The following is a 21,431-nucleotide window of genomic DNA, read 5'->3' on the forward strand; positions in this document are numbered from 1 at the left end:
TGAAATGCGATGGGGCCCATCTATTGTCGACGTCGTGTCCGCACACTTGCTGATAGCCGAGGACGACCACAAACACGCTGAGATATTGCGGCGTTACCTGGAGTCGGCCGGCTATCGGACCACGGTCGCGCACGACGGCCGCACCGCGCTGGACCACGCCCGCCGGCTGCGTCCCGACCTGCTGCTGCTCGACGTGATGATGCCGGAGATGGACGGCCTCGACCTGTGCGCCGTGATCCGCCGCGAGTCCGACGTGCCGGTGCTGATGCTGACGGCGCGGACCAGCGAGGACGATCTGCTGCTCGGACTGGATCGCGGCGCGGACGACTACCTCACCAAGCCGTACCGGCCGCGGGAGCTGCTGGCCCGGATCAGGACGCTGCTGCGGCGCGCCGACCGCGGCTCCACCCGGGACGTGCTGCGGGCCGGCCCGGTCGCGGTCGACCTGACCCGCCGGACCGTCACGGTCGGCGACCGGGAGATCGACTGCACGCCCGACGAGTTCGCGATCCTGGTGACGCTCGCACACCAGCCGGAACGCGTCTTCACCCGCGCCCAGCTGCTCGAACAGACCAACGGCTACGGCCGGGACTCCACCGAGCGCACGATCGACACCCACATGTCGAACCTTCGCCGCAAGATCGAGCCGAACCCGCGCCGCCCCGTGCTGCTGCTCACCGTCTACGGCGTCGGCTACAAGCTGGCCGGCGCCTGATGCGCGCCGCGGTCCCGCCGCACCGCAGCCTGCTGGTCCGGCTGCTCGCCACGTCCATGCTGATCGCGGTGTGCGCGGTCGCCGCGACCGCGTGGCTGACCGTGCAGCTCACCACCCGCGCGGTCACCGTGGAGCAGAGCCGCACGCTCGCGTCCGACACGGACGTCTACAACGCGATCATCGCGTACGCGGCCGGCCACGACAGCTGGAACGGCGCGGCCGAGCTGGTCCGGCGGCAGGCCGACCTGACCGGCACCCGGATCGCGCTGACCACGCCGGACCGGGCGCTGATCGCGGCCTCGTCCCCGGACGCGGCGGACGCGGTCGCGGCCTCGGACGTGCCCACGGCCACGGTCGACCCGCTCAGCCTGGACCGGGGCATCGTGCGCGACACCGGCGGCCGCATCCATCCGGACGTGGTCGGGCCGTACCGCCTGACCGATGCCGAACGCGACCAGCTGCGCCGCCTCGCGGACGTGGAGGTCGTCTGCCTCGGCCGGCAGAACCTCCCGGCCGAGGTGGTCACGCTGCCCAGCGGCCGCCCCACGATCCGCGCGGCCGGCGGCGGACCACCGCCGATCACGCGGTGCGCGCTGATGGGCCGGCTCGACCCGGTCGGCACCGAACGCGGGCCGCTGGCCGAGCTGGCCGGCCTCACCATCAGGTGCAACAGCGGGAGCGTGAAGGACGCGGGCTACACGATCACACCGGAGTTCACACCACGGTACGACGGCGACCCGCCCACCGCGGACGAGGACAACCGGGTGCGGGACTGCATCGAGGAGGCGCGCCGCGCGCAGCTGCGCCCCTACGTCGCGCCGCGCGCGCTGCTGTTCGTCACCGGACTCGCCGCACCCACGCCCGCGGTCACGCTCTCCACCGCGAACACGCTCCGGATCGCCGGCACCGCGCTGGTCATCCTGCTGCTCACGCTGGCCGCGACGATCGTGGCCGGGCGCCGCCTGGTCCGGCCGCTGCGCGCGCTCACCGACGCGGCCCGCCAGCCCGCGGACCGGCAGGAGCCGGTGCCGATCACCACCCGGGACGAGATCGGATATCTGGCGGCCGCGTTCAACGACCTGTCCGCGCGCCGGCAGGCGCTGGAGCAGCAGCGCACCGCCATGGTCAACGACATCGCGCACGAGCTGCGGACGCCGCTGACGAACATCCGTACCTGGCTGGAGACCGCGCGGGACGGCGCCGTCGAGGTCGACCAGGAAGTGCTGGACCTGCTGGTCGAGGAGTCCGTGCTGCTCCACCACGTGGTCGACGACCTGCGCGACATCGCCGCGCTCGAGGCCGGCAGCCTGCGCGTGCACCCGGAACCCACCTACGTCCGCGACCTGCTCGAACAGCTGCTCGACGCACACCGCGGCGCCGGCACGGTCACGCTGACGCTGTCGACCACGGACGACCCCGAGGTCACGGTCGACCCGGTGCGCCTGCGCCAGATCGTCGGCAACCTGGTCTCCAACGCGGTCCGCCACACGTCGCCCGGCGGCACGGTCACGGTGCTCCTCTCCATGCGCCCCGGCCGCATGGTCATCGCCGTGACCGACACCGGCCCCGGCATCGCCGCCGCCGACCTCCCGAAGGTCTTCGACCGCTTCTGGCGCGCGGACGGCTCCCGCTCCCGTACCACCGGCGGCAGCGGCCTCGGCCTGCCCATCGCCCGCCAGCTGGCCCGTGCCCACGGCGGCGACCTCACCGCCACCAGCACCCCCGGCCACGGCGCCACCTTCACCGTCATCCTCCCGACGACGTGATGACCGCCGCGCTCTCGGCGTCAGGGCGAGGATGCTTCGGCCGCTATTTCCCGAAATCTCGGGCACGGAGTGCGCGTCGATCGAGGCAGGTCCGGACCTCGCCGCCGGAAGCCCCGATAAGCCGCTTTTAATTGCATAAATTCCTTTTCCCGCTTCCGGCGTGGTGCGGCCCGCATGCTCCCGCGGGCACTTGAGCTTGCCTGGGGGCGACCCCAGACCCCGATCCCGCTTACGCGACGGTTCAGTCCGTCCGCCGGCACCGGCGCTTGGCCCGGCCCGAAGTCAATCCCACAACCGATTTTCCCGCTTCCAGCGTGGTGCGGCCCGCATGCTCCCGCGGGCAAACCTCCGGTTCCTCGAAGACTCCGCTGGCGCTCCGCTTCGATCCACCGGTCGGAGCCGGTTTCGCCGTGGTTCCGGAATACCCGCGTGGTGTGGGTCGCGTCGCCTGCCGTCGGCAGCGACGGGAATTGGGTGCTTGTTTTCGATCCGCCGGTCGGAGCCGGTTCCCCGTGGTTCCGGAGCACCCGTGCGGCGTGCGTCGCGCCGCCTGCCGCGGGCGGCGACGGGAGTCGCGTGCTCGTTCCCGGCCACGGGGGAACCGGCTCCGATGGCGAGTGGCAAGCGGAGCGCCAGCGGAGTCTTGGCGCGAGGCGAGGTTTGCCCGCGGGAGCATGCGGGCCGGACCACGCCGGAAGCGGGAAAATGATCTTGTGCATTTCGGGTCTTCTGATCTTTGGGCATCAAGGGGTGGTCCGGATGGCGCCGATGGGGCTGTCGGGCGCTTCGCGCCCGATATTTCAGTAAATAGCCGCCTGGACGGGCGACTGCGGGCCCTGCCGGACGCTGAGAACTCAGCCGCGCACCAGTGCTTCCAGGTCGCGGATCATCGTGGGGGTGCCGGGGAGGGCGGTGATGCGGCGCTGCCAGTCCTGGGCGGCGGTGCGGTAGGCGGGATCGGCGAGCAGCGTGCGGGTGGCCTCGGCAATGTCGGCGGCGGACGCGGTGGCGGGGTCGAGGGTGAGGCCGGCGCCGAGTTCGGTGAGGCGGCGGGCGTTGGCGGGCTGTTCGGAGTGGAGCGGGAGCGCGAGCATCGGGACGCCCGCGGTCAGCGACTCGCGGAGGCTGCCGAAACCGGCGTGCGTGATGAAGAGGTCGCAGTGGGGGAGCAGTGCGCGCTGCGGGGCGAAGCCGGTGAGGCGGACGTTCGCCGGGCGCGGGCCGGTCCAGGCGGCGAGCGCCTCGTCGTCGCCGAGCGCCACGATCGCGGTGCACGGCAGCGTGCCCAGTGCCTCGACCACGCGGGCCAGCGGGGAGCCGTCGACGCCGACCGTGTGCCGCAGCAGCGAGCCGAATGCGACGAGGACCAGCGGTTTCTCGACGTCCGCCAGGTCTGGCGGAGTGTGGGGCGAGGGCGGGGCCTGATAGGCGCGGGAGTCCGGTGGGGTGGCGGCGGCGGGCGTCCAGCCGGGCGCGATCCAGGTGATCCACGGGCCGTCCGTCACGGCGGCCAGATCGGTGGTCGCCGGCAGGCCGAGCGCGGCGCGCGAGCGGTTGAGCCAGGGCAACAGCGCGGGGTCGCGGGCCAGCAGCTCCAGCGGCGCGTTGTCCAGCGTGACCAGCGGAACGCCGAGCTTCTCCGCGAGCAGCAGGCCGCTGAAGTCGAGCGATTCCCGGATCACCAGGTCCGGCGCGGCACGGTCGATCAGCTCCGCGGCCGCGCGCTCGGCCAGCACGCCGGCCATGAACCGGCCGAAGCGTGACGCGGGCGTGGCGTCCGGATCGTCCGCGAGCGTGCCCTGCCCGCCGAACCCGGCCTGCGCGGCCAGCTCCGGATCCGCGGCCAGCTGGTCCTGGGTGAGCATCTGCCGCAGCGGGAGCATCGGCACGCCGGCCGCGGCCGCGTGCGAGGCCGCCATCGGCGCGGCGGTCGCGACCGTGACCTCGTGCCCGGCCGCGGCCAGCGCGCGGGCCGTCGGGATGACCATGGTCCACAGGTGGGACGGCACGGCCAGGCTGGTCAGCAGCACTTTGATCATGTCCTGAAGCCAACCGCACGGGGTGGCGGGAGGGCCATACGCGACCGGACCCGGGTGATACGAGAAAAAGTCCGGCGGACGTGTCGATCCGGGGCGGGGCCGTTCGACCTGGGAGTGTCAGAGGCCGAGGAACGGGCCTGAGCGGGTACGGAGGAGAGCCACCATGGCGAAGTACATGCTGATCATGCGGAACACGGACGAGTCGCTGGCCACGATGGTCAAGACGCCGATGGAGGAGATGCTGGACGTCGTGGGCCGCTTCAACGAGGAGCTGATCCAGGCCGGCGTGCTGGTGGCGGCCGAGGGCCTGGACGACGCGGCGAACGGCGTGGTCATCGACTACAGCGGCGAGACGCCGGTGGTCACGGACGGCCCCTACGGCGAGACGAAGGAGCTGTTCGGCGGCTACTACATCCTCGACGTAGCCACGATCGAGGAGGCCGTGGAGTGGGGGAAGCGGATGCCGGCCATCCCGGGTGCGAAGTGCGAGATCCGCCGGGTGCCGGGCATCGACGAGTTCCCGCAGGACAACAAGTGGGTCGCGCTCGAGCGGGCCTGGCGCGAGCGCACGGGCCAGCTGTAATGCACGCGGGGCGGGCCGTGGAGGCGGTCTGGCGGATCGAGTCGGCCCGGATCGTCAGCGCGCTCGCCCGCTACACCGGTGACTTCGCGCTCGCCGAGGACGTGGCCCAGGAGGCGCTGGCCGAGGCGCTCGTCTCCTGGGAGCGGGACGGCACGCCGGACAACCCGGCCGGCTGGCTGCTGGCAACGGCGCGGCGGCGGGCGATCGACGCGTTCCGCCGCCGGGCCGCGCTGGAGAAGCGCCTCCCGCTGCTGGCCCCGCCGGAGGCCGCGGCGGAGGAGAGCTGGGATCCGGACCGGATCGACGACGACGTGCTGGCGCTGATCTTCACGGCCTGCCATCCGGTGCTCGCGCCGGAGGCCCGGGTGGCGCTGACGTTGCGTGCGGTCGGCGGCCTGACCAGCGAGGAGATCGCTCGCGCGTTCCTGGTGCCGGTCGCGACGTTGCAGGCCCGGATCACCCGGGCGAAGAAGACGATCGTGGCGGCGCGGGTCGCGTTCGCGTTGCCGGCCGCGGACCAGCGCCGGGAGCGGCTCGGCACCGTGCTGAGCGTGCTCTACGTGGTCTTCACGGAGGGCGCGACCGCCACGTCCGGCCCGGACCTGCTGCGTCCGGACCTGGCACGGGAGGCGATCCGGCTGGCCCGGATGCTGGTCGCGCTGCTGCCGGACGAGCCGGAGGTGCACGGGCTGCTGGCGCTGTGCGAGCTGACCGCGGCGCGCTTCCCGGCCCGGACCGGCCCGGACGGTGAGCCGATCCTGCTGGAGGAGCAGGACCGCCGGCTCTGGGACCGGTCCGCGATCCGGCGGGGGACGGCCGCGCTGGACCGGGCGTCCGCGCTGGGCCGGGGCCTGGGCCCGTACGGGCTGCAGGCGGCCATCGCGGCCTGCCACGACGCGGCGCCGTCGGTGCCCGGCACGGACTGGGAGCGGATCGTGCTGCTCTACGAGGCGCTCGGCCGGGTGGCGCCGTCGCCGATCGTCTCGCTCAACCAGGCCGTGGCCGTGTCGATGGCGTACGGCCCGGAGCGCGCGCTGACCATGGTGGACGGCCTGACCGGGCTGTCCGGATCACACCTGTTGCCGGCTGTGCGCGGCGAGTTGCTGATCCGGCTGGGGCGGCGGGCGGAGGCGCGCGCTGAGCTGGAACGGGCGGCCGCGCTGTGCCGGAACGACAGGGAACGGGCCGTTCTCCTCCGCAAACTGTCTCCACCCTGATCTCCACCCTGCGGTCGTGCCGTTCCACCCGGGTGTGTTCGTAGCGTCAGGGCCATGAGCGAACACGACGGAAAGCGGAGCGCGATCAACTACGTGCTGACCGGCGATCGGAACGGCAGCCGGGGAACCAGGGTCGCGGAGGCGGTCATCGGGCGGGTCATCGAGCGGGATGGTGGGAAAGTGACCGGACGTGTCATCGTGGCGGCGCTGGTGGTGCTGGTCGTGGCCGGGCTGGGCTTCGTCGCGTACCGGATGCTGGTCCTGGATCTGCTGCTGACCCTGGTCCGTGAACAGGGCTGATCAGGTCGCCGAACGGGAGGCGTGCGCGGGTGAGGTGGCTGGGCCGGTTGGTGCGGGCGGACGATCCGGAGACCGGGTGGCTGGTGCGGATCGTGCTCAGCACGCTGCTGCTCTGGATGCTGCTCTTCTCCGGACCGGCCAGCCCCGGCGTGCGACCGGTCCTCACCGCGAGCTTCGCCGCCTGGCTCTACTTCGTGGTGATGGACCGGCGCACGCCCCGCGCGGCCCTGGTCGCGCTCGCGCTCGCGGCGCTGCTGCCCGCGGGCGTCACCGGCCGTCCCGAGGACGCGTCCGCGCTGCTGTTCCTCTATGGCGCGCTGCTGACGTTCGTGCTGCTGACGCGCACGCCGTTGCCTGCGATCCTGGCCCTGACCGGCATGATCATCGTGGTGCTGCTGATCGGTCTCCACCTGACCGGCCACGGCGCGACCGCGATGCTCACCCAGCCCGGCCTGGTCCTGATCGTGGTGCTGTTCGGCCTGCACCGGCGCGAGTTCCGGCTGCGGGCCGAGCAGACCGCGCTGCTGCTGGAGCAGACCTCGCGCACCCAGCAGGCCCAGGCGCACGCGGCCGCGCTGGACGAGCGGACGCGGATCTCCCGCGAACTGCACGACGTGCTGGCGCACTCGCTGGGCGCGCTCGGCGTGCAGCTGGAGGTGGCCGAGGCGCAGCTCGACAAGCACAGATACGACGAGGCCACGGTACGGGTCAAGCGCGCGCGACGACTGGCCGCGGACGGTCTGGCCGAGGCGCGGGCCGCGGTGGCGGCGCTGCGCACGGACGTGCCGCCGTTGCCGGAGGCGCTGGACGGCCTGGTCGCGACGCACCGCGCGAACCACGGCGTCGAGGTCACGCTGCGCGTCGACGGCACGGCGCGGCAGCTGGAGTCCGAGCCGAAGATGTCGCTGCTGCGGACGGCCCGCGAGGCGCTCACGAACGCGGCGAAGCACGCGCCGGGCGTACCCGTGGAGATAGATCTTGAATTCGGGCCTGACACCACGCGGCTGACCGTGGCGAACAGTGCGGCGCCGGAGCACGCGCCCGGCGACGGTCACGGCCTGATCGGTGCGCGGGAGCGGCTGGCGCTGGTGGGTGGCACGCTGGACGCGGCGTATGCCGACGGGGTGTGGCGGGTGGACGCGGAGGTGCCGGCGTGACGTTACGGGTCCTGGTGGCCGACGATCAGCAGCTGGTGCGCGAGGGCCTGACCGCGCTGCTGGAGCTGACCGACGACATCGAGGTGGTGGGCGCGGCGGCGGACGGCCGGGAGGCGCTGGAGCTGACCGCGACCCACCTGCCCGACGTGGTGCTGATGGACCTGCGCATGCCGCGGCTGGACGGCGTCGAGGCGACCGCGCGGATCCAGGCCCGCTTCCCGGACGTGGCCGTGGTGGTGCTGACGACCTATGCGGACGACGACTCGATCTCGGGCGCGCTGGCCGCGGGCGCGCGCGGCTACCTGACGAAGGACGCGGGCCGGGCCGAGATCGCGATGGCGTTGCGCGCGGCCGCGACCGGGCACGCGATGTTCGCGCCCGTGGTCTCCACTCACCTCGTCGACGTGCTGAAACGCCCGGTGCCGAAGAAAGAGGCGCTGCCGGACGGGCTCACGCCGCGCGAGGCGGAGGTGCTGGGCCGGCTCGCGGGCGGCGGGACGAACGCGGAGATCGCGGCCGCGCTGTTCGTCACGGAGGCGACGATCAAGACGCACATCAACAACGCGTTCGCCAAGATCGGCGCGCGGAACCGGACCGAGGCGGCCGGGTACGCCACCCGGCACGGCCTAGGCTAGGGCCCTTCGCCGCGCACGACTGGCCGGGACGATCATCGGCGTCTCCGTCTCCGGGTCGGTCATCACGCGGCACGGCATGGCGAAGACGCGCTCGACCAGCTCCGCGGTCATCACCTCGGCCGGCGGCCCCTGCGCCAGCACCGCGCCGTCGCGCATCACGATCAGCTCGGTGGCGTACCGGCAGGCGTGGTTGAGGTCGTGCAGCACCGCGACGATGGTCCGGCCCTGTTCGTGCAGGTCGGCGCAGAGATCCAGCACCTCGAACTGGTGCGACAGGTCCAGGAACGTGGTCGGCTCGTCGAGCAGCAGGATCGAGGTCTGCTGCGCGAGCGCGACCGCGAGCCACACGCGTTGCCGCTGCCCGCCGGACAGCTCGTCGACGAACCGGTCCGCCAGCGCTTCCGTGCCGGTGAGCCGCATCGCGTCCGCGACCGCGGCCTCGTCCTCCGGCGACCACTGCCGCAGCAGCCGCTGATGGGCGAACCGCCCGCGCGCGACAAGCTCCTCGACCACGATCCCACCGGGTACGACCGGGGACTGCGGCAGCATGCCCAGCCGGCGTGCGACCTCCTTGGACGGATAGGAACTGATCGCCCGCCCGTCCAGGTGCACCGCGCCCGACTGCGGCGTCAGCACCCGCGCCAGCGCCTTGAGCAGCGTGGACTTCCCGCACGCGTTCGGCCCGACGATCACGGTGAACGAGCCGTCCGTGATCGAGACGTCCAGGTTCGAGGCGACCACCCGCCGGTCGTACGCCAAGGTGAGGTCCGAAGCCCGCAATCTCATGATCATCCCCGGGTACGTCGTTCGTGGATCAGCAGCCAGGTCAGGTACACGCCGCCCAGCGCGGCCGTGATGATCCCGACCGGGATGTCGTCGCCGGGCAGCGTGTGCTGGGCCGCCCAGTCACCGGCCGTGAGCAGCGCCGCGCCCATCATGGCGGCCGGCAGGATGCCCGCACCGGGCGAGCGGGTCAGCCGGGCCGCGAGCGGCGGCGCGGCCAGCGCCACGAACGCGATCGGCCCGGCCGCCGCGGTGGCACCCGCGGCCAGCCCGACCGCGGCCAGCGCCAGCACGATCCGGCTGCGCTCGACCGGCACGCCGTGCAGCACGGCCATCTCGTCGCCGAGCGAGAGCATGGTCAGCTGGCGCCCGTAGTACAGCGCGATCGGCAGCAGCACCGCGACCGCCACTCCGACGATCGTCACCTCGGTCCAGGTGCGGCCGTTGACGCTGCCGATCTGCCAGACCTGCGCCGCCATCGCCTCGTCCAGCCGGCCGCGGTAGATCAGGTACGAGTTGAACGCCTCCAGCAGCGCGGACACGCCCACACCCATCAGCACCAGCCGGAACGGCTGCGCGCCACGCCGGAAGGCCAGCAGGTAGATGCCGACCGACGTGGCGACGCAGCCGATCACGGCGCCGGTGGCGACCTGCACGCCGCCACCGCCGAGGATCAGCATCACGACCAGCGCGCCCGTGGCCGCGCCCACCGTGATGCCGACGAAGTCCGGACTGCCGAGCGGGTTGCGGGTGAGGCTCTGGAAGACCGCGCCGCCGGCACCGAGCGCGGCGCCGACCAGCAGCGTGAGCAGCACGCGGGGGAGCCGCAGCTCCAGCACGATGAAGTCGGTGCCGGCGTCGCCCTGGCCGACCAGGCTGCGCAGCACGTCGGAGGCGGGCAGCGGGAAATCGCCGCTGGTCAGGTTGACCAGCGCGACGGCGAGCGCGACGAGCAGCAGTGCCGCGCCGACGGCGAGCGCGCGCGGGTGCAGCCGTAGCGAGACGGGTCCGTACCTGACCGCGCGCACCTTCGACCCGGCCTTCACAGCAGCCTCAGCTTCCGGCGCCGGCACAGTGCGATGAACAGCGGCGCGCCCAGGAACGCGGTCACCACGCCGACCGGCAGCTCGGCCGGCGAGACCAGCACGCGGCCGGCCACGTCGGAGACCAGCAGCAGCGTCGGGCCGAGCACCAGCGCGTAGACCAGGATCCAGCGGTGGTCCGCGCCGGTGAACATCCGCGCGATGTACGGCACGGCCAGCCCGATGAACCACAGTGGACCGCAGGCCGCGGTCGCGGCGCCGCAGAGCAGCGTGATCGCGACGATGCCGAGCACCCGGATCCGGCCCGGGTGCGCGCCGAGCGCGGTGGCCGACTCGTCGCCCATGCCGAGCGCGTTGAGCCGCCCGCCGAGCGCCAGCGCCAGCAGGATGCCGACGACCAGGAACGGCGCGACCTGGACCAGCGTGTCCGTCTCCCGGTCGGAGAGCGAGCCGACGTCCCAGTGCCGGTACTTGTCGAACGCGTCGCGCCGGGTCACCAGGACCGCCCAGACGATCGCGCCGAGCACGGCCGTGAACGAGACGCCGGCCAGCACCTGGCGCTCCGGGGTGGCCGCGCGCCCGGAACCGCCGAGCGCGAACACGATCGCGGAGGTCAGCGCCGCGCCGAGGAACGCGAACCAGACGTATCCGGTGGCGCTCCCCACGCCCAGGAACGCGATCGCGATCACCACGCCGGTGGACGCGCCCAGGTTCACGCCGAGCAGGCCCGGCTCGGCCAGCGGATTGCGGGTGAGCGCCTGCATCAGCGTGCCGGCCAGGCCCAGCGCGGCGCCGACGCCGATCGCGAGCGCGGTCCGGGGCAGCCGGAGCTGGTGGACGATCACGGCGGACGGCGAGCCGTCGTCGTTCCACAGCACGCGCCACACCTCGGCCGGGCCGATGAAGCGGCTGCCGACCGCGATGCTGAGCACCACCGCGACCGCGAGTGCGGCCAGTCCGATCAGGAGTCCGGTCATCCGGCGCCGCGTCCGGGCACGGGCCGGGCCCGCGACCGCTGCGGTCTGCGTCAACGCGTTCTCCGTCCGTGATCAAATCTTGTCTCGCAAAGTTAGGCGAGGCTAACCTACGCTCGCGGGTAGGGCCACCACCTGGCGGTCTTCTTTGCTGAAAGGAAACTGCCGTGAGGCAAACCGTTATTCGTCTGGCGGCGACCGGGCTCCTCCTGGCGCTCGCCGCCTGCGGGGGCGCCTCGGAGGAGTCGGAGGCCCCGACCGCGTCGTCCGGCGCGTTCCCGGTGTCCATCGAGCACAAGTACGGCAGCACCACCATCCCGGCCGAGCCGAAGCGCGTCGTCGCGGTCGGACTGGTCGAACAGGACGCACTGCTCGCGCTCGGCGTCGTCCCGGTCGCCACCACCGAGTGGTTCGGCAAGAAGCCGGGCGCGATCTGGCCCTGGGCCCAGGACGAGCTCGGCTCCGCCACGCCGCCCGAGGTGCTCACCGACACGGACGGCATCCAGGTCGAGAAGGTCGCCGCGCTGCGCCCCGACCTGATCATCGGCATCTACTCCGGCATGACCGCGGAGGAGTACGCCACGCTCTCCAAGATCGCACCGGTCGTCGCCGCACCCAAGGGCAGCATCGACTACGGCGTGAGCTGGCAGGACCTCACCCGCAGCGTCGGCAAGGCGGTCGGCAGGTCCGCGCAGACCGAGGAGATCATCAAGGGCGTCGAGGACCGGTTCGCGGCGGAGCGGGCCGCGCACCCCGAGTTCGCCGGCGCCAGCGGCATGATGGCCACCACCTGGGAGGGCTACTACGTCTACGGCCCCGACGACCCGCGCGGCCGGCTGCTGGCCGACCTCGGCTTCACCACGCCCGCGGGCCTGGCCGACGTGACCGGCACCGAGTTCGGCGCCAACCTCAGCAAGGAGCGCACCGACCTCCTCGACGTCGGCACGATCGTCTGGCTCGTCGACGCGTACGACACGGACAAGGCCAAGGTCCAGTCCGACCCGCTCTACGGCAAGCTCAAGGTCAACACCGAGGGCCGCGACATCTACCTGGTCAGCGAGGAGCAGGTCGGCGCCGCCACGTCCTTCATCTCCGTCCTGAGCCTCCCCTACCTCCTCGACAACCTCGTCCCCCAGCTCGCCCTCGCCGTCGACGGCAACCCCGCCACCGCGGTCCAGCGCATCAGCTGACGTACCCCACCCCGGCCCCGGCACTCTCGCCGGGGCCGGACCCATGCCCGGCTCCCGGCACCTTTCCGCGCGGCGCGCGGCTCGCCGAGATCCGTAAGCAGCTGGGCATGACCCAGGCACAGCTCGCCGAGGCGGCCGGACTTCCCAGGCCCGGATCAGCCAGATCGAGAACGGCGGCGCCACCAACCTCGACACGCTGCGCGCCTACGTCACCGGCCTCGGCGGTCATCTCGACATCGTCGCCCGGATCGGCAACATCAATCTCAACGTGGCCTGACGCGCGCCTCGGTGCCGGGGAGGACCCGGCAACCGCTGATCCGCGTGGGAAGCGCACCCCTGCCAGGTCTCGCGGACGCCGCGGGCGCGCTGAGGTGAATGAGCACTGCGCGGGCGTGCCCCGGGTGATTGAGCGCTGTGCGGGCATGCCCGCCGCCATCGAGGCGGGCGATGCTGAGCATTCGGCGTCATGGTCCGGCCTGGCGGCGGGATCAATGGGCGATTAACGTCCGAAATTTCGGTAAATAGCGGGCCACGGCGCCGACCGCAGTCTTGCCCGGACATAGTGGGCCGCAGGGCCGGCCGCAGTCTTGCCCCGACGCTGAACCTCAGTAAGCGGTCGAGACCAGGCCAGATCTTCGTAAGCGGTCAAGACCAGGCTGGCCTGGGTGAACATCGCAGTCGCACCGTGGCCTGCCAGGTGCAGACCGATGAGCAGCACCACGATGGCCGAGGCCGGCACTCATTGCCGCCGGATCCGGATCCGGACCTGAGCTCGGATCCTGACCTGGACCTGGGCCTGGACCCGGACCCCGGAGGCCGGAGGCGGCTGTGGCGTGACCGTGCGGATGACGGGGCCGGGTTTTCGGCGACCACGGCGGGACCGGCAGGGAGGAGCGCCAGCGACGACCGGTGCCCGCGGGAGCATGCGGACCGCCACCACGCTGGAAGCGGGAAGATGCCCTGGAATTTGATCTTGTGACGGGGCGGTCAGCCGGCCAGGCAGGCGATGGCGAGGAGGGCGGCTGCGACGCCGCAGCCGTGGACGATGTGGAGGCGTTCGCGGAGGATGTAGGCGTTGAGCAGCACCGTTACGGCGGGGTAGAGGGACGACAGCATGGCGGCGAGGCCGAGCGTGCCGGCGCCGGCGGCCAGGACGAACGAGGCGTCGGCCAGCGTCTCCAGCACGCCGACGACCCCGGCGGTGGTCAGCGGTCCGAGGTGGGCGCGGAGGCTGACGCGAGCGGCGCGGCGGCGGCGCAGTGCGAGCGCGAGGATGACCGCGCCCGCGCCGCCGGTCACGCACGCGACCGCGGTCGCCCAGTAGGGGTCGACGGCGCCGGCCGCGGGGAGCAGTACGAAGTACGCGCCGAAGCAGAGCGCCGCGCCGAGCGCGTGCCAGGCGGCGGCCGGACGGATCGGCGCGCGGGGGACACCTTCGATCGGCCAGCTCGCCAGCGTGGCGCCGGCCAGTGCGGTGATCACTCCGGCCGCGCCGGCGAGTCCGAAACGTTCGCCGCCGGCGAAGCCCCAGCCGACCGGCACCAGCGCGGCGACCGCGGCGATCGGTGCGACCACGGCCGGCGAGCCGTCGCGCATGGCGCGGTAGAGCAGTCCCATCGAGGGCAGTCCGAGCAGGCCGGCGATGGCCGCGAGGAGCAGGCGGGGGTCGGCGGGGCAGGGTACGCCGCGGGCGGCCACGATGATCAGCGCGAGGACGGCGCCGGCGATCTTGGACCAGATCAGCAGCGTGACGACGGGCAGACGTCTGGACAGGATGCCCGCGAGGAAGTCCGCGAAGCCCCACGCCCCTGCCGCGAAACCCGCGGTCGCCACGATCCACACCATGCGCGCGCCCCCACTCGTGTGCCCTTACACCGACCGGCGTGGGGCTCACGATGTGGTCTGAACGGCTGATCAACGCAGATCGGTCATCCGACCTGGTGACGGGCCTGCGGAGACGAGCAGGGCCTCCCGGATCCGAGGATCTGGGAGGCCCTGGGGGCGCGGTGTGCGGTCAGCCGTTGGACTTGGCCCGGTTGCCGGAGCCGGTGGGCGGCTCGGACCAGGGTGATTCCGGGCGGCGGGCGGACGGGACCGGCGGTTCCTCCGGGCCGGGGCCGGCCGGGTCGGTCGGTGCGGGCCTGCCGGGGGCCGGGCGGCGGCCGGGATCGGCCGGCGTCGGCGCGGGCTGCGGCGGCTGCTGAGGCTGCGGCTGCTGGGGTGCGGCCGCGCGCTTCGTGGCCGGGCTCTCCACGGGCGGACCGGGCACGGCCACGCTGGCCAGCGTCACCGGCACGGACGGCTTCCGCGGTGCGGCGGCCCGGGGCGGGGCCGCGGCCCGGGGCGGCTCGGCAGCACGAGGCGGCTGGGCACCACGCGGCTGCGAGGCCGCACGAGGCGGCGACACGGCACCGGGCTGCGAGGCTGCCCGCGGCTGCGACGCGGCACCGGGCTGCGAGGTGGCACCGGACTGGGAAGCGGCAGCGCGAGGCGGCGCCGCGGCCTGGGGAACCGGGCCCTGCGGCCGCCCACCGGCCTGCGGCCCGGCGCCCTGCGGCGTCGCGGGACCCGTGGGCTGCGGCTGGACCAGCGTCAGTTCCTGCGTGTCCTCGTTCAGCGCCGAGACCGCGTGCCGCAGCTCCGGCTGTGCGTCAACCGACACCTCGGACTCTTGCCGCGCTTCGCGCAGGTCACGCGAGTCGTGCGCTTCGTGCACGTCGCCCGGGTCGTGCAGGTCACCCGAGTCGTGTACGTCGGGTGACTCGGAGGTCTCGTCGGCTTCGGGCACATCGGACGCCTCGACCGGGGCCGCCGTCGCGACCGGCCGCCACCGGTGCACGCTGAACGCCGCCATCAGCAGCATGACGCCCAGCAGCGCGAGCGTCCCGTTGTCCAGCGGCGCGTGCAGCGGGACCGGGCGGTCCAGGATCACCCAGTCGTTCGGGATCGCGGAGCGGACGGCCAGCGGGTCGAAGAACGTGGCCACGTAGCCGGACAGCAGCAGCACGCCGGCCACGATCGGGCCGACCGGGGAGATCCGCAGCGTGGCGAGGAGGCCGATCAGCACGCCGGCGACCACCAGGAACACCGCAGGCTCGATCAGATCGTGGGTGTCCCACCCGCGACCGGCAGCCACCCAGCCGGCGATCACGGCAGACGACGACGCCTGGCCGGTGGCGAGCAGCAGCCAGGTGAGGGGCGCCGCCACCATCCCGGCTATCAGACTCCAGATGTGTCGCATAGCGCGCACCGTACCGTTTTCCGGCTTTCCGGTCATCTCCGGGACGCATCGTGAAAGCCCACTTACTGCTTAACGCTTGTTAGGGCAGTATCTAAGCATGAGCACGCCGTTGTGGTCACCCCCTGCCGACATCCGTGACCGGAGCCGGATCGGGGCCTATCTGCGCTGGCTGGGGCGGGGCGAGGCGGACTACGGCACGGTCTGGGAATGGTCCGTCGACGAGCCGGAGGCGTTCTGGTCGTCGATCTGGGATCACTTCGAGATCCGTGCCGGCGACGCGCCGGAGCGGGTGCTGGCGGACCCCTCGATGCCGGGCGCACGCTGGTTTCCCGGAGCGACGCTCAACTATGCCGCGCACGTGCTGCGCGCCCCCGGTGTCGCGCCCGGGACGCCGATCGTGGTCGCGCGCAGCCAGACCAGGGCTCCCCGGGAGCTGACCGTCGAAGAGCTCGAAGATCAGGTCGCGAGGGTACGAGCCGGGCTGCGCGCCCGCGGCGTCGTGCGCGGCGACCGGGTGGTCGCCTACGCGCCGAACATCCCGGAGACGCTGATCCTGCTGCTGGCCGCCGCGAGCCTGGGCGCGGTCTTCTCCTCCTGCGCGCCCGAGTTCGGCGTCCGCAGCGTGATCGACCGCTGGCGGCAGATCGCCCCCACGCTGCTGGTCGCGGTGGACGGCTACCGCTACGGCGACAGGCCGGTGGACCGCCGTGCCGAGGTGGCCGAGATCCGCGCCGCGCTCCCGTCGCTCACCCACGCGGTGACGATCCCCTATCTGGGTGACGGCGACGGTGGCGAGACCTGGGCGGAGCTGGCCGCGCCCACGGACGAGCCGCTCACGTTCGACCCGGTGCCGTTCGACCACCCGCTCTACGTGCTCTACTCGTCCGGCACCACCGGGCTGCCGAAGCCGATCGTGCACGGGCACGGCGGCATCCTGCTGGAGCACGTGAAGATGCTGGCCCTGCACCATGATCTCGGGCCCGGCGACCGTTTCCTCTGGTTCACCACGACCGGCTGGATGATGTGGAACTTCCTGGTCTCCGGCCCGGCCGTGGGTGCCTCGATCGTGCTGTTCGACGGCAGCCCGGCCCATCCTGACCTGGGCGCGATGTGGCGGCTGGCCGAGGAGACCGGGACCACGTATTTCGGCACGTCGGCGCCGTTCCTGATGGCCTGCCGCAAGGCCGGGCTGGTGCCGAAGGACGTCGCGGATCTGGGAAGGATCCGCGGTCTCGGGTCGACCGGTGCGCCGCTGCCGGCCGAGGGCTTCGACTGGGTCTACGAGAACGTGGGCAGGGACCTGCGGCTGGACTCGCTGTCCGGTGGCACGGACGTGTGCACCGGGTTCGTGGGCGGTTCGCCGCTGCTGCCGGTACGGGCCGGGAAGATCTCGTGCCGGGCGCTGGGTGCGCGGGTGGAGTCGTTCGACCCGGACGGGAAGCCGGTGCGGGACCGGCTCGGCGAGCTGGTGATCACCGCGCCGATGCCGAGCATGCCGGTCGGGTTCTGGGGCGACGAGGACGGCTCGCGGTACCGGGAGGCGTACTTCGACGTGTTCCCGGGCGTGTGGCGGCACGGCGACTGGATCACGATCGACGCCGACGGCAGCTGTGTGATCACCGGCCGGTCCGACGCGACGCTGAACCGGGGTGGCGTGCGGCTGGGGACGGCGGAGTTCTACTCCGTGGTGGAAGCGCTGGACGAGGTCGCGGACTCACTGGTCGTGCATCTGGAGGAGTCGGACGAGCTGCTGCTCTTCGTCGTACCCGCGAAGGATCTTGATCGTGAGGGCATCAGGCGGGCGCTGCGCACCGGGTTGTCGCCGCGGCACGTGCCGGACGAGATCCACGAGGTCGCCGCGGTGCCGCGCACGCTGTCCGGAAAGAAGCTGGAGGTGCCGGTGAAGCGGATCCTCGGCGGGACGCCGGCCGGTGAGGCCGCGGCGAAGGGCGCGCTGGTGAACCCGGAGTCGCTGGCCGTGTTCGAGCAACTCGCCGCGCGACGGGCCACGCAAGGTTGATGTGCGTTATGTGCAAAATCGCCACCTAGTGGTGAACCGGTCCTGGTCGGGGCGCTGTGACCTGCCCGATTCAATTCCGGAAACCCACGAAGGTGTACGGAGCGTGACCGGGTTTGCTCGGGGTGATGAGGGTCGGCGGAAGATCCGCTGATGCCGTGTAAACGGTGGGTGGAAAGACCCTCTACCGTCGCGTCGTGGACATCGCCGCAGAACCGGATCGGCGTAGGCTTGCGTCGGTCGACGCCCCCGCCGCCGCCCGTTCGCGCGAGGCCGCCGCACCTTTCGTACCGATGACAGATCGAGGAGTTGCCCTGTGACCGCCGGTCATCCGCCCCGCGTTCTCGTCGACGCCACCAGCGTCCCCGCCGACCGTGGCGGGGTGGGCAGATACGTGGATGGTCTGCTCGGTGCGCTCGGCAACATGTCCGGCAGCGCCGTCGACCTGGCCGTTGTCGCGCTGCGCACCGATACCGAGCGTTATGCGCGGATGCTGCCCGGCGCCGAGATCATCGCCGCCCCGGCCGCGGTCGCGCACCGCCCGGCGCGGCTGGCCTGGGAGCAGACCGGCCTGCCGATGCTGGCTCAGCAGGTCGGCGCGCGCGTGCTGCACGCGCCGTTCTACACGTGCCCGCTGCGTGCGGCCTGCCCGGTGACCGTGACCGTCCACGACGCCACGTTCTTCACCGAGCCGGAGCACTACGACAAGTCGAAGCGCACGTTCTTCCGCAGCGCGATCAAGACGTCGCTGCGCCGCGCCAACCGGGTGATCGTGCCCTCCAAGGCGACGCGCGACGAGCTGATCCGCCTGCTGGATGCGGACCCGACCACGATCGACGTGGCCTACCACGGGGTGGACCACACCGCGTTCCACGCGCCCACCGACGACGAGAAGGCGCGCGTGCGGGCCCGCCTCGGCCTGGGCGGCACGCAGTACATCGCGTTCCTCGGCGCCAAGGAGCCCCGGAAGAACGTGCCGAACCTGATCCGTGGCTGGGTGCGCGCGGTCGTCGACCGTGACGACCCGCCCGCGCTGGTCATCGCCGGTGGCCAGGGCCACGACGACGACATCGACCGGGCCGTGGCCGAGGTGCCGCCGCACCTGCGCCTGCTCCGTCCCGGATACCTGCGGTACGCGGACCTGCCCGGCTTCCTCGGCGGCGCGCTCGTCGCGGCGTACCCGTCCTATGGCGAGGGTTTCGGCCTGCCGATCCTGGAGGCGATGGCGTGCGCCGCCCCGGTGCTCACCACGCCGCGGCTCTCGCTGCCCGAGGTCGGCGGCGACGCGGTGGCCTACACCAGCGAGGCCCCGGGCCAGATCGCGACGGACCTGACCGCGCTGCTCGACGACGAGCCGCGCCGGCGGTCGCTGGCGAAGGCCGGCTTCGACCGGGCGAAGGAGTTCACCTGGGAGTCCAGCGCGGAGGTGCACGTCGCCGCGTGGGCCCGAGCGGCCTCCTGACCTGGGCTTCCGGAAGGTAACTGATCGTTACCATCTGTATATGTGTGCCGCCTTCGGGTGCTCACCGTGACCGGGCATGATGGCGGCCATGTTCTACACCGTCATCCCGGCAGGTGGGAGCGGCACGCGGCTGTGGCCGCTGTCCCGCGCCGGTCACCCCAAGTTCCTGCACCCGTTGACCGGCACCGACGACTCGTTGTTGCAGGCCACCGTGGCCCGTCTGGCGCCGTTGGCCCCGGCGGAGCGGACCCTCGTGGTGACCGGCGTGTCGCACGCGGCCGCGGTGGCTCGGCAGCTGGCCGACCTGCCCGCGGCGAACATCCTGGTCGAGCCGTCGCCGCGTGACTCGTGCGCCGCGATCGCGCTGGCCGCGGCGCTGATCGCGCGCCGCGACCCGGAGGCCGTGATGGGCTCGTTCGCGGCCGACCACCTGATCGCGGACGGGCCGGCGTACGTCGCGGTCCTGAAGGACGCGATCAAGGGCGCCGAGGCCGGTCTGCTGATGACCATCGGCATCAACCCGACGCACCCGGAGACCGGCTACGGCTACCTGGAGTGCGGCGAGGAGATCGACGGCGGCCCGCAGCTGCGCGTCAAGGAGTTCAAGGAGAAGCCGTCCTTCGAGGTGGCCGAGTCCTACGTCGCCTCCGGCCGCTACCGGTGGAACGCCGGCATGTTCGTCTGGCGGGTGGACGTGTTCCTCACCGAGCTGGCCCGTCAGCAGCCGCAGCTCGCGTCCGGCATCTCCCGCATCGCCGCCGCCTGGGACACCCCGGAGCAGGAGGACGTGCTCGGCGAGGTGTGGCCGACGCTGCCGAAGATCTCCGTCGACTACGCGGTGATGGAGGGCGCGGCCGCGGCCGGCCAGGTCGCGACCGTCTCCGGCGACTTCGGCTGGAACGACGTCGGCGACTTCCACACGCTCGGCGAGGTGCTGACCGCGGACGCGGCCGGCAACATGGTGCTCGGCGCGGACGCGGCCGAGAAGCCGAAGGTGCTGATCCGGGACTCCAGCGGCCTGGTCGTGGTGCCGCACTCCGGCCGTCTGGTGGCCGCGCTCGGCGTCCGCGACCTGATCGTGGTCGACACGGACGACGCGGTGCTGGTCTGCCCGCGCGACCGGGCGCAGGACGTCAAGCAGCTCGTCGACGAGCTCAAGCAGCGCGGGGACCACGCGCTCGTCTGACTCGCGGATCAGGGCCGTGACCGTCCAACCGGTCGCGGCCCTGGTCACGGCCTCCTACGCTGTGTCGGTGGACCATCTGACATCCGTGGAACTGGTCGTCGCCGGTAACGAGGCCAGTGACCTGTTGCCCGTACACTCCCCGGCCCTTCTCGCCGCTCATGGCGCGCGCCGCGGCTTCTGGACCGTCCTGGACGAGGGGCCGGTCGAGGAGTGCCTGGCGCTGCTGCTGGAGAAGGACGACAACCCCGGGCACTGGTTCGCGCATCACCTGAGCGCGCTGCCCGGCCGCGAGGCGGGGCGCACCGAGGACGGCGAGGCGCTCGCCTACCGGGGCGGCTGGGTCTACGCGATCGGCTCGCACTTCGGCTCCAAGGCCGGACCGCTGCGGCCGCGGCGCGCGTTCTTCTCCCGGTTCCGCGAGGACGACGCCGCGCGCGGGCCGGTGCCGATACACATCATCCGCAACCAGTTCCGGCTGCACCGCGTGTTCAACGACGCCATGCGTTCGTTCGGGATCGACACGCTGCCGCCCGGCTCGACCTCGCAGGCGCGGTTCATCGTGGAGACCACGCGGCGCGGCACCGAGCGCCGGAAGAGCTGGACCCGGCGGCTGGCCCCCGGCGACCACCCGGTCAACGTGGAGGCGGCCGCGTTCACACCGTCCGGCACGCTGCTGCTCGGCCTGCGGTTCCCGGTCACCACGGACGGCGAGCCGATCCTGCTGGAGATCGACGGCGTCGAGGCGATGTTCGACAACGACGAGCGCACCTGGCCGCACGTGGTCGGCGCGTACGTGCTCACCGGCGTCACGCCGCCCGGCACGCTGACCGGGTTCCGCGCGGTGACGGCACGGCCGGACGGCACGTTCGACGCGGTCATCGGGTCGATCGACGCGCTCAACAAGGGCTCGATCCTGCTGGACGACCACCCGCACGGCGGCGGCGTGGAGTGCCGGCACGTGCGGTTCGGCGTGCCGTCCGGCGTGCGGGTCCCGGGCACGGTGGTGGCGGAGCTGGCGCCGTTCCGCAACGTGGAGGGGCTGGCCGAGATCGACGGTCACCCGCACTACGTGACGGATGAGGATCACCGGATCGCGCTCTGGTTCGCCTGAGGTTGTGGCATC

18 protein-coding genes are annotated in these 21,431 nt (G+C 72.5%); 12 read left to right on the forward strand and 6 right to left on the reverse strand.

Translation table 11 applies throughout. The features are described from left to right. Nucleotides 1-34 precede the first annotated feature (34 nt). Both OP04_RS11950 and OP04_RS11955 read left to right on the forward strand, forming a co-directional pair. Nucleotides 35-715, forward strand: a complete 681-nt coding sequence (locus tag OP04_RS11950) for a response regulator transcription factor (protein WP_033339629.1) — start codon at nucleotides 35-37, stop codon at nucleotides 713-715. After that, nucleotides 715-2,481 carry a sensor histidine kinase gene (locus tag OP04_RS11955; RefSeq protein ID WP_033339630.1) on the forward strand — a complete coding sequence of 589 codons (1,767 nt, stop codon included), beginning with the start codon at nucleotides 715-717 and terminating at the stop codon, nucleotides 2,479-2,481. The genes OP04_RS11950 and OP04_RS11955 overlap by 1 nt, the downstream gene beginning before the upstream one ends. An 854-nt stretch (nucleotides 2,482-3,335) precedes the next feature. On the opposite strand, the gene OP04_RS56430 is transcribed toward OP04_RS11955, so the two are convergent. Next, nucleotides 3,336-4,520: a glycosyltransferase gene (locus OP04_RS56430; RefSeq protein ID WP_085066391.1), complete on the reverse strand. Its 1,185-nt coding sequence runs from the start codon at nucleotides 4,518-4,520 to the stop codon at nucleotides 3,336-3,338. Between the two features lie 163 nt (nucleotides 4,521-4,683). Between OP04_RS56430 and OP04_RS11965 the strand changes: the two genes are divergently transcribed. From OP04_RS11965 to OP04_RS11985, 5 genes are read left to right on the forward strand one after another with little or no spacing between them, the layout of a single operon-like run. Beyond that, nucleotides 4,684-5,103, forward strand: coding sequence for a YciI family protein (locus OP04_RS11965; RefSeq protein WP_033339631.1), 420 nt, complete (start codon nucleotides 4,684-4,686; stop codon nucleotides 5,101-5,103). 17 nt (nucleotides 5,104-5,120) lie between these two features. After that, nucleotides 5,121-6,320 carry an RNA polymerase sigma factor gene (locus OP04_RS11970; RefSeq protein ID WP_456297620.1) on the forward strand — a complete coding sequence of 400 codons (1,200 nt, stop codon included), beginning with the start codon at nucleotides 5,121-5,123 and terminating at the stop codon, nucleotides 6,318-6,320. A 54-nt stretch (nucleotides 6,321-6,374) separates the two neighbouring features. Then, a complete protein-coding gene (locus OP04_RS11975; RefSeq protein ID WP_033339632.1) occupies nucleotides 6,375-6,620 on the forward strand; it encodes a hypothetical protein in 246 nt (81 codons plus the stop codon). Nucleotides 6,621-6,649: 29 nt separating this feature from the next. After that, the gene (locus OP04_RS11980) at nucleotides 6,650-7,777 is read left to right on the forward strand and encodes a sensor histidine kinase (RefSeq protein ID WP_085066392.1); all 1,128 of its coding nucleotides are present in this window, start codon (nucleotides 6,650-6,652) and stop codon (nucleotides 7,775-7,777) included. Next, nucleotides 7,774-8,412 carry a response regulator transcription factor gene (locus OP04_RS11985; RefSeq protein ID WP_033339633.1) on the forward strand — a complete coding sequence of 213 codons (639 nt, stop codon included), beginning with the start codon at nucleotides 7,774-7,776 and terminating at the stop codon, nucleotides 8,410-8,412. Before OP04_RS11980 ends, OP04_RS11985 begins: the two co-directional genes overlap by 4 nt. Here OP04_RS11985 and OP04_RS11990 read toward each other — a convergent pair. From OP04_RS11990 to OP04_RS12000, 3 genes are read right to left on the reverse strand one after another with little or no spacing between them, the layout of a single operon-like run. Further along, on the reverse strand, nucleotides 8,404-9,204 hold the full coding sequence (locus OP04_RS11990; RefSeq protein ID WP_033339634.1) for an ABC transporter ATP-binding protein: 801 nt from the start codon (nucleotides 9,202-9,204) through the stop codon (nucleotides 8,404-8,406). The genes OP04_RS11985 and OP04_RS11990 overlap by 9 nt on opposite strands. After that, nucleotides 9,201-10,241, reverse strand: coding sequence for a FecCD family ABC transporter permease (locus tag OP04_RS11995; RefSeq protein ID WP_033339635.1), 1,041 nt, complete (start codon nucleotides 10,239-10,241; stop codon nucleotides 9,201-9,203). The genes OP04_RS11990 and OP04_RS11995 overlap by 4 nt, the downstream gene beginning before the upstream one ends. Further along, complete coding sequence (locus OP04_RS12000) at nucleotides 10,238-11,269, reverse strand: FecCD family ABC transporter permease (RefSeq protein ID WP_033339636.1); 1,032 nt, start codon at nucleotides 11,267-11,269, stop codon at nucleotides 10,238-10,240. Before OP04_RS12000 ends, OP04_RS11995 begins: the two co-directional genes overlap by 4 nt. Before the next feature lie 110 nt (nucleotides 11,270-11,379). Between OP04_RS12000 and OP04_RS12005 the strand changes: the two genes are divergently transcribed. Next, nucleotides 11,380-12,402 (forward strand): iron-siderophore ABC transporter substrate-binding protein, encoded by a 1,023-nt coding sequence (locus tag OP04_RS12005; RefSeq protein ID WP_033339637.1) that lies wholly within the window; start codon nucleotides 11,380-11,382, stop codon nucleotides 12,400-12,402. A gap of 987 nt (nucleotides 12,403-13,389) precedes the next feature. Here the strand turns inward: OP04_RS12005 and OP04_RS12010 are convergent. Together OP04_RS12010 and OP04_RS54605 are read right to left on the reverse strand one after the other, a co-directional pair. Next, nucleotides 13,390-14,235: an EamA family transporter gene (locus OP04_RS12010; RefSeq protein WP_232323555.1), complete on the reverse strand. Its 846-nt coding sequence runs from the start codon at nucleotides 14,233-14,235 to the stop codon at nucleotides 13,390-13,392. A 181-nt stretch (nucleotides 14,236-14,416) separates the two neighbouring features. Then, on the reverse strand, nucleotides 14,417-15,643 hold the full coding sequence (locus tag OP04_RS54605; protein ID WP_198153797.1) for a hypothetical protein: 1,227 nt from the start codon (nucleotides 15,641-15,643) through the stop codon (nucleotides 14,417-14,419). A 97-nt stretch (nucleotides 15,644-15,740) separates the two neighbouring features. Here OP04_RS54605 and OP04_RS12020 point away from each other — a divergent pair, with 97 nt between their 5' ends. From OP04_RS12020 to OP04_RS12035, 4 genes are all read left to right on the forward strand, one after another. After that, the gene (locus OP04_RS12020) at nucleotides 15,741-17,663 is read left to right on the forward strand and encodes an acetoacetate--CoA ligase (RefSeq protein WP_033339639.1); all 1,923 of its coding nucleotides are present in this window, start codon (nucleotides 15,741-15,743) and stop codon (nucleotides 17,661-17,663) included. 313 nt (nucleotides 17,664-17,976) lie between these two features. After that, nucleotides 17,977-19,122 carry a glycosyltransferase family 4 protein gene (locus OP04_RS12025; protein WP_033339640.1) on the forward strand — a complete coding sequence of 382 codons (1,146 nt, stop codon included), beginning with the start codon at nucleotides 17,977-17,979 and terminating at the stop codon, nucleotides 19,120-19,122. A gap of 88 nt (nucleotides 19,123-19,210) precedes the next feature. Beyond that, complete coding sequence (locus OP04_RS12030) at nucleotides 19,211-20,308, forward strand: mannose-1-phosphate guanylyltransferase (RefSeq protein WP_033339641.1); 1,098 nt, start codon at nucleotides 19,211-19,213, stop codon at nucleotides 20,306-20,308. A gap of 76 nt (nucleotides 20,309-20,384) precedes the next feature. Further along, nucleotides 20,385-21,419: a hypothetical protein gene (locus OP04_RS12035; RefSeq protein WP_033339878.1), complete on the forward strand. Its 1,035-nt coding sequence runs from the start codon at nucleotides 20,385-20,387 to the stop codon at nucleotides 21,417-21,419. The last annotated feature ends 12 nt before the right edge of the window (nucleotides 21,420-21,431 follow it).

The organism is Catenuloplanes japonicus, assembly GCF_000717135.1.
Taxonomy (GTDB): Bacteria; Actinomycetota; Actinomycetes; order Mycobacteriales; family Micromonosporaceae; genus Catenuloplanes; species Catenuloplanes japonicus.

What these genes read in the sequence shown, in the direction of transcription:
- OP04_RS12020 (WP_033339639.1), top strand. Translation starts at nt 15,741, where the DNA reads ATGAGCACGCCGTTGTGGTCACCCCCTGCCGACATCCGTGACCGGAGC.
- OP04_RS56430 (WP_085066391.1), bottom strand. Translation starts at nt 4,520, where the DNA reads ATGATCAAAGTGCTGCTGACCAGCCTGGCCGTGCCGTCCCACCTGTGG.
- OP04_RS12030 (WP_033339641.1), top strand. Translation starts at nt 19,211, where the DNA reads ATGTTCTACACCGTCATCCCGGCAGGTGGGAGCGGCACGCGGCTGTGG.
- OP04_RS11955 (WP_033339630.1), top strand. Translation starts at nt 715, where the DNA reads ATGCGCGCCGCGGTCCCGCCGCACCGCAGCCTGCTGGTCCGGCTGCTC.
- OP04_RS11965 (WP_033339631.1), top strand. Translation starts at nt 4,684, where the DNA reads ATGGCGAAGTACATGCTGATCATGCGGAACACGGACGAGTCGCTGGCC.
- OP04_RS11990 (WP_033339634.1), bottom strand. Translation starts at nt 9,204, where the DNA reads ATGATCATGAGATTGCGGGCTTCGGACCTCACCTTGGCGTACGACCGG.
- OP04_RS54605 (WP_198153797.1), bottom strand. Translation starts at nt 15,643, where the DNA reads ATGCGACACATCTGGAGTCTGATAGCCGGGATGGTGGCGGCGCCCCTC.
- OP04_RS11975 (WP_033339632.1), top strand. Translation starts at nt 6,375, where the DNA reads ATGAGCGAACACGACGGAAAGCGGAGCGCGATCAACTACGTGCTGACC.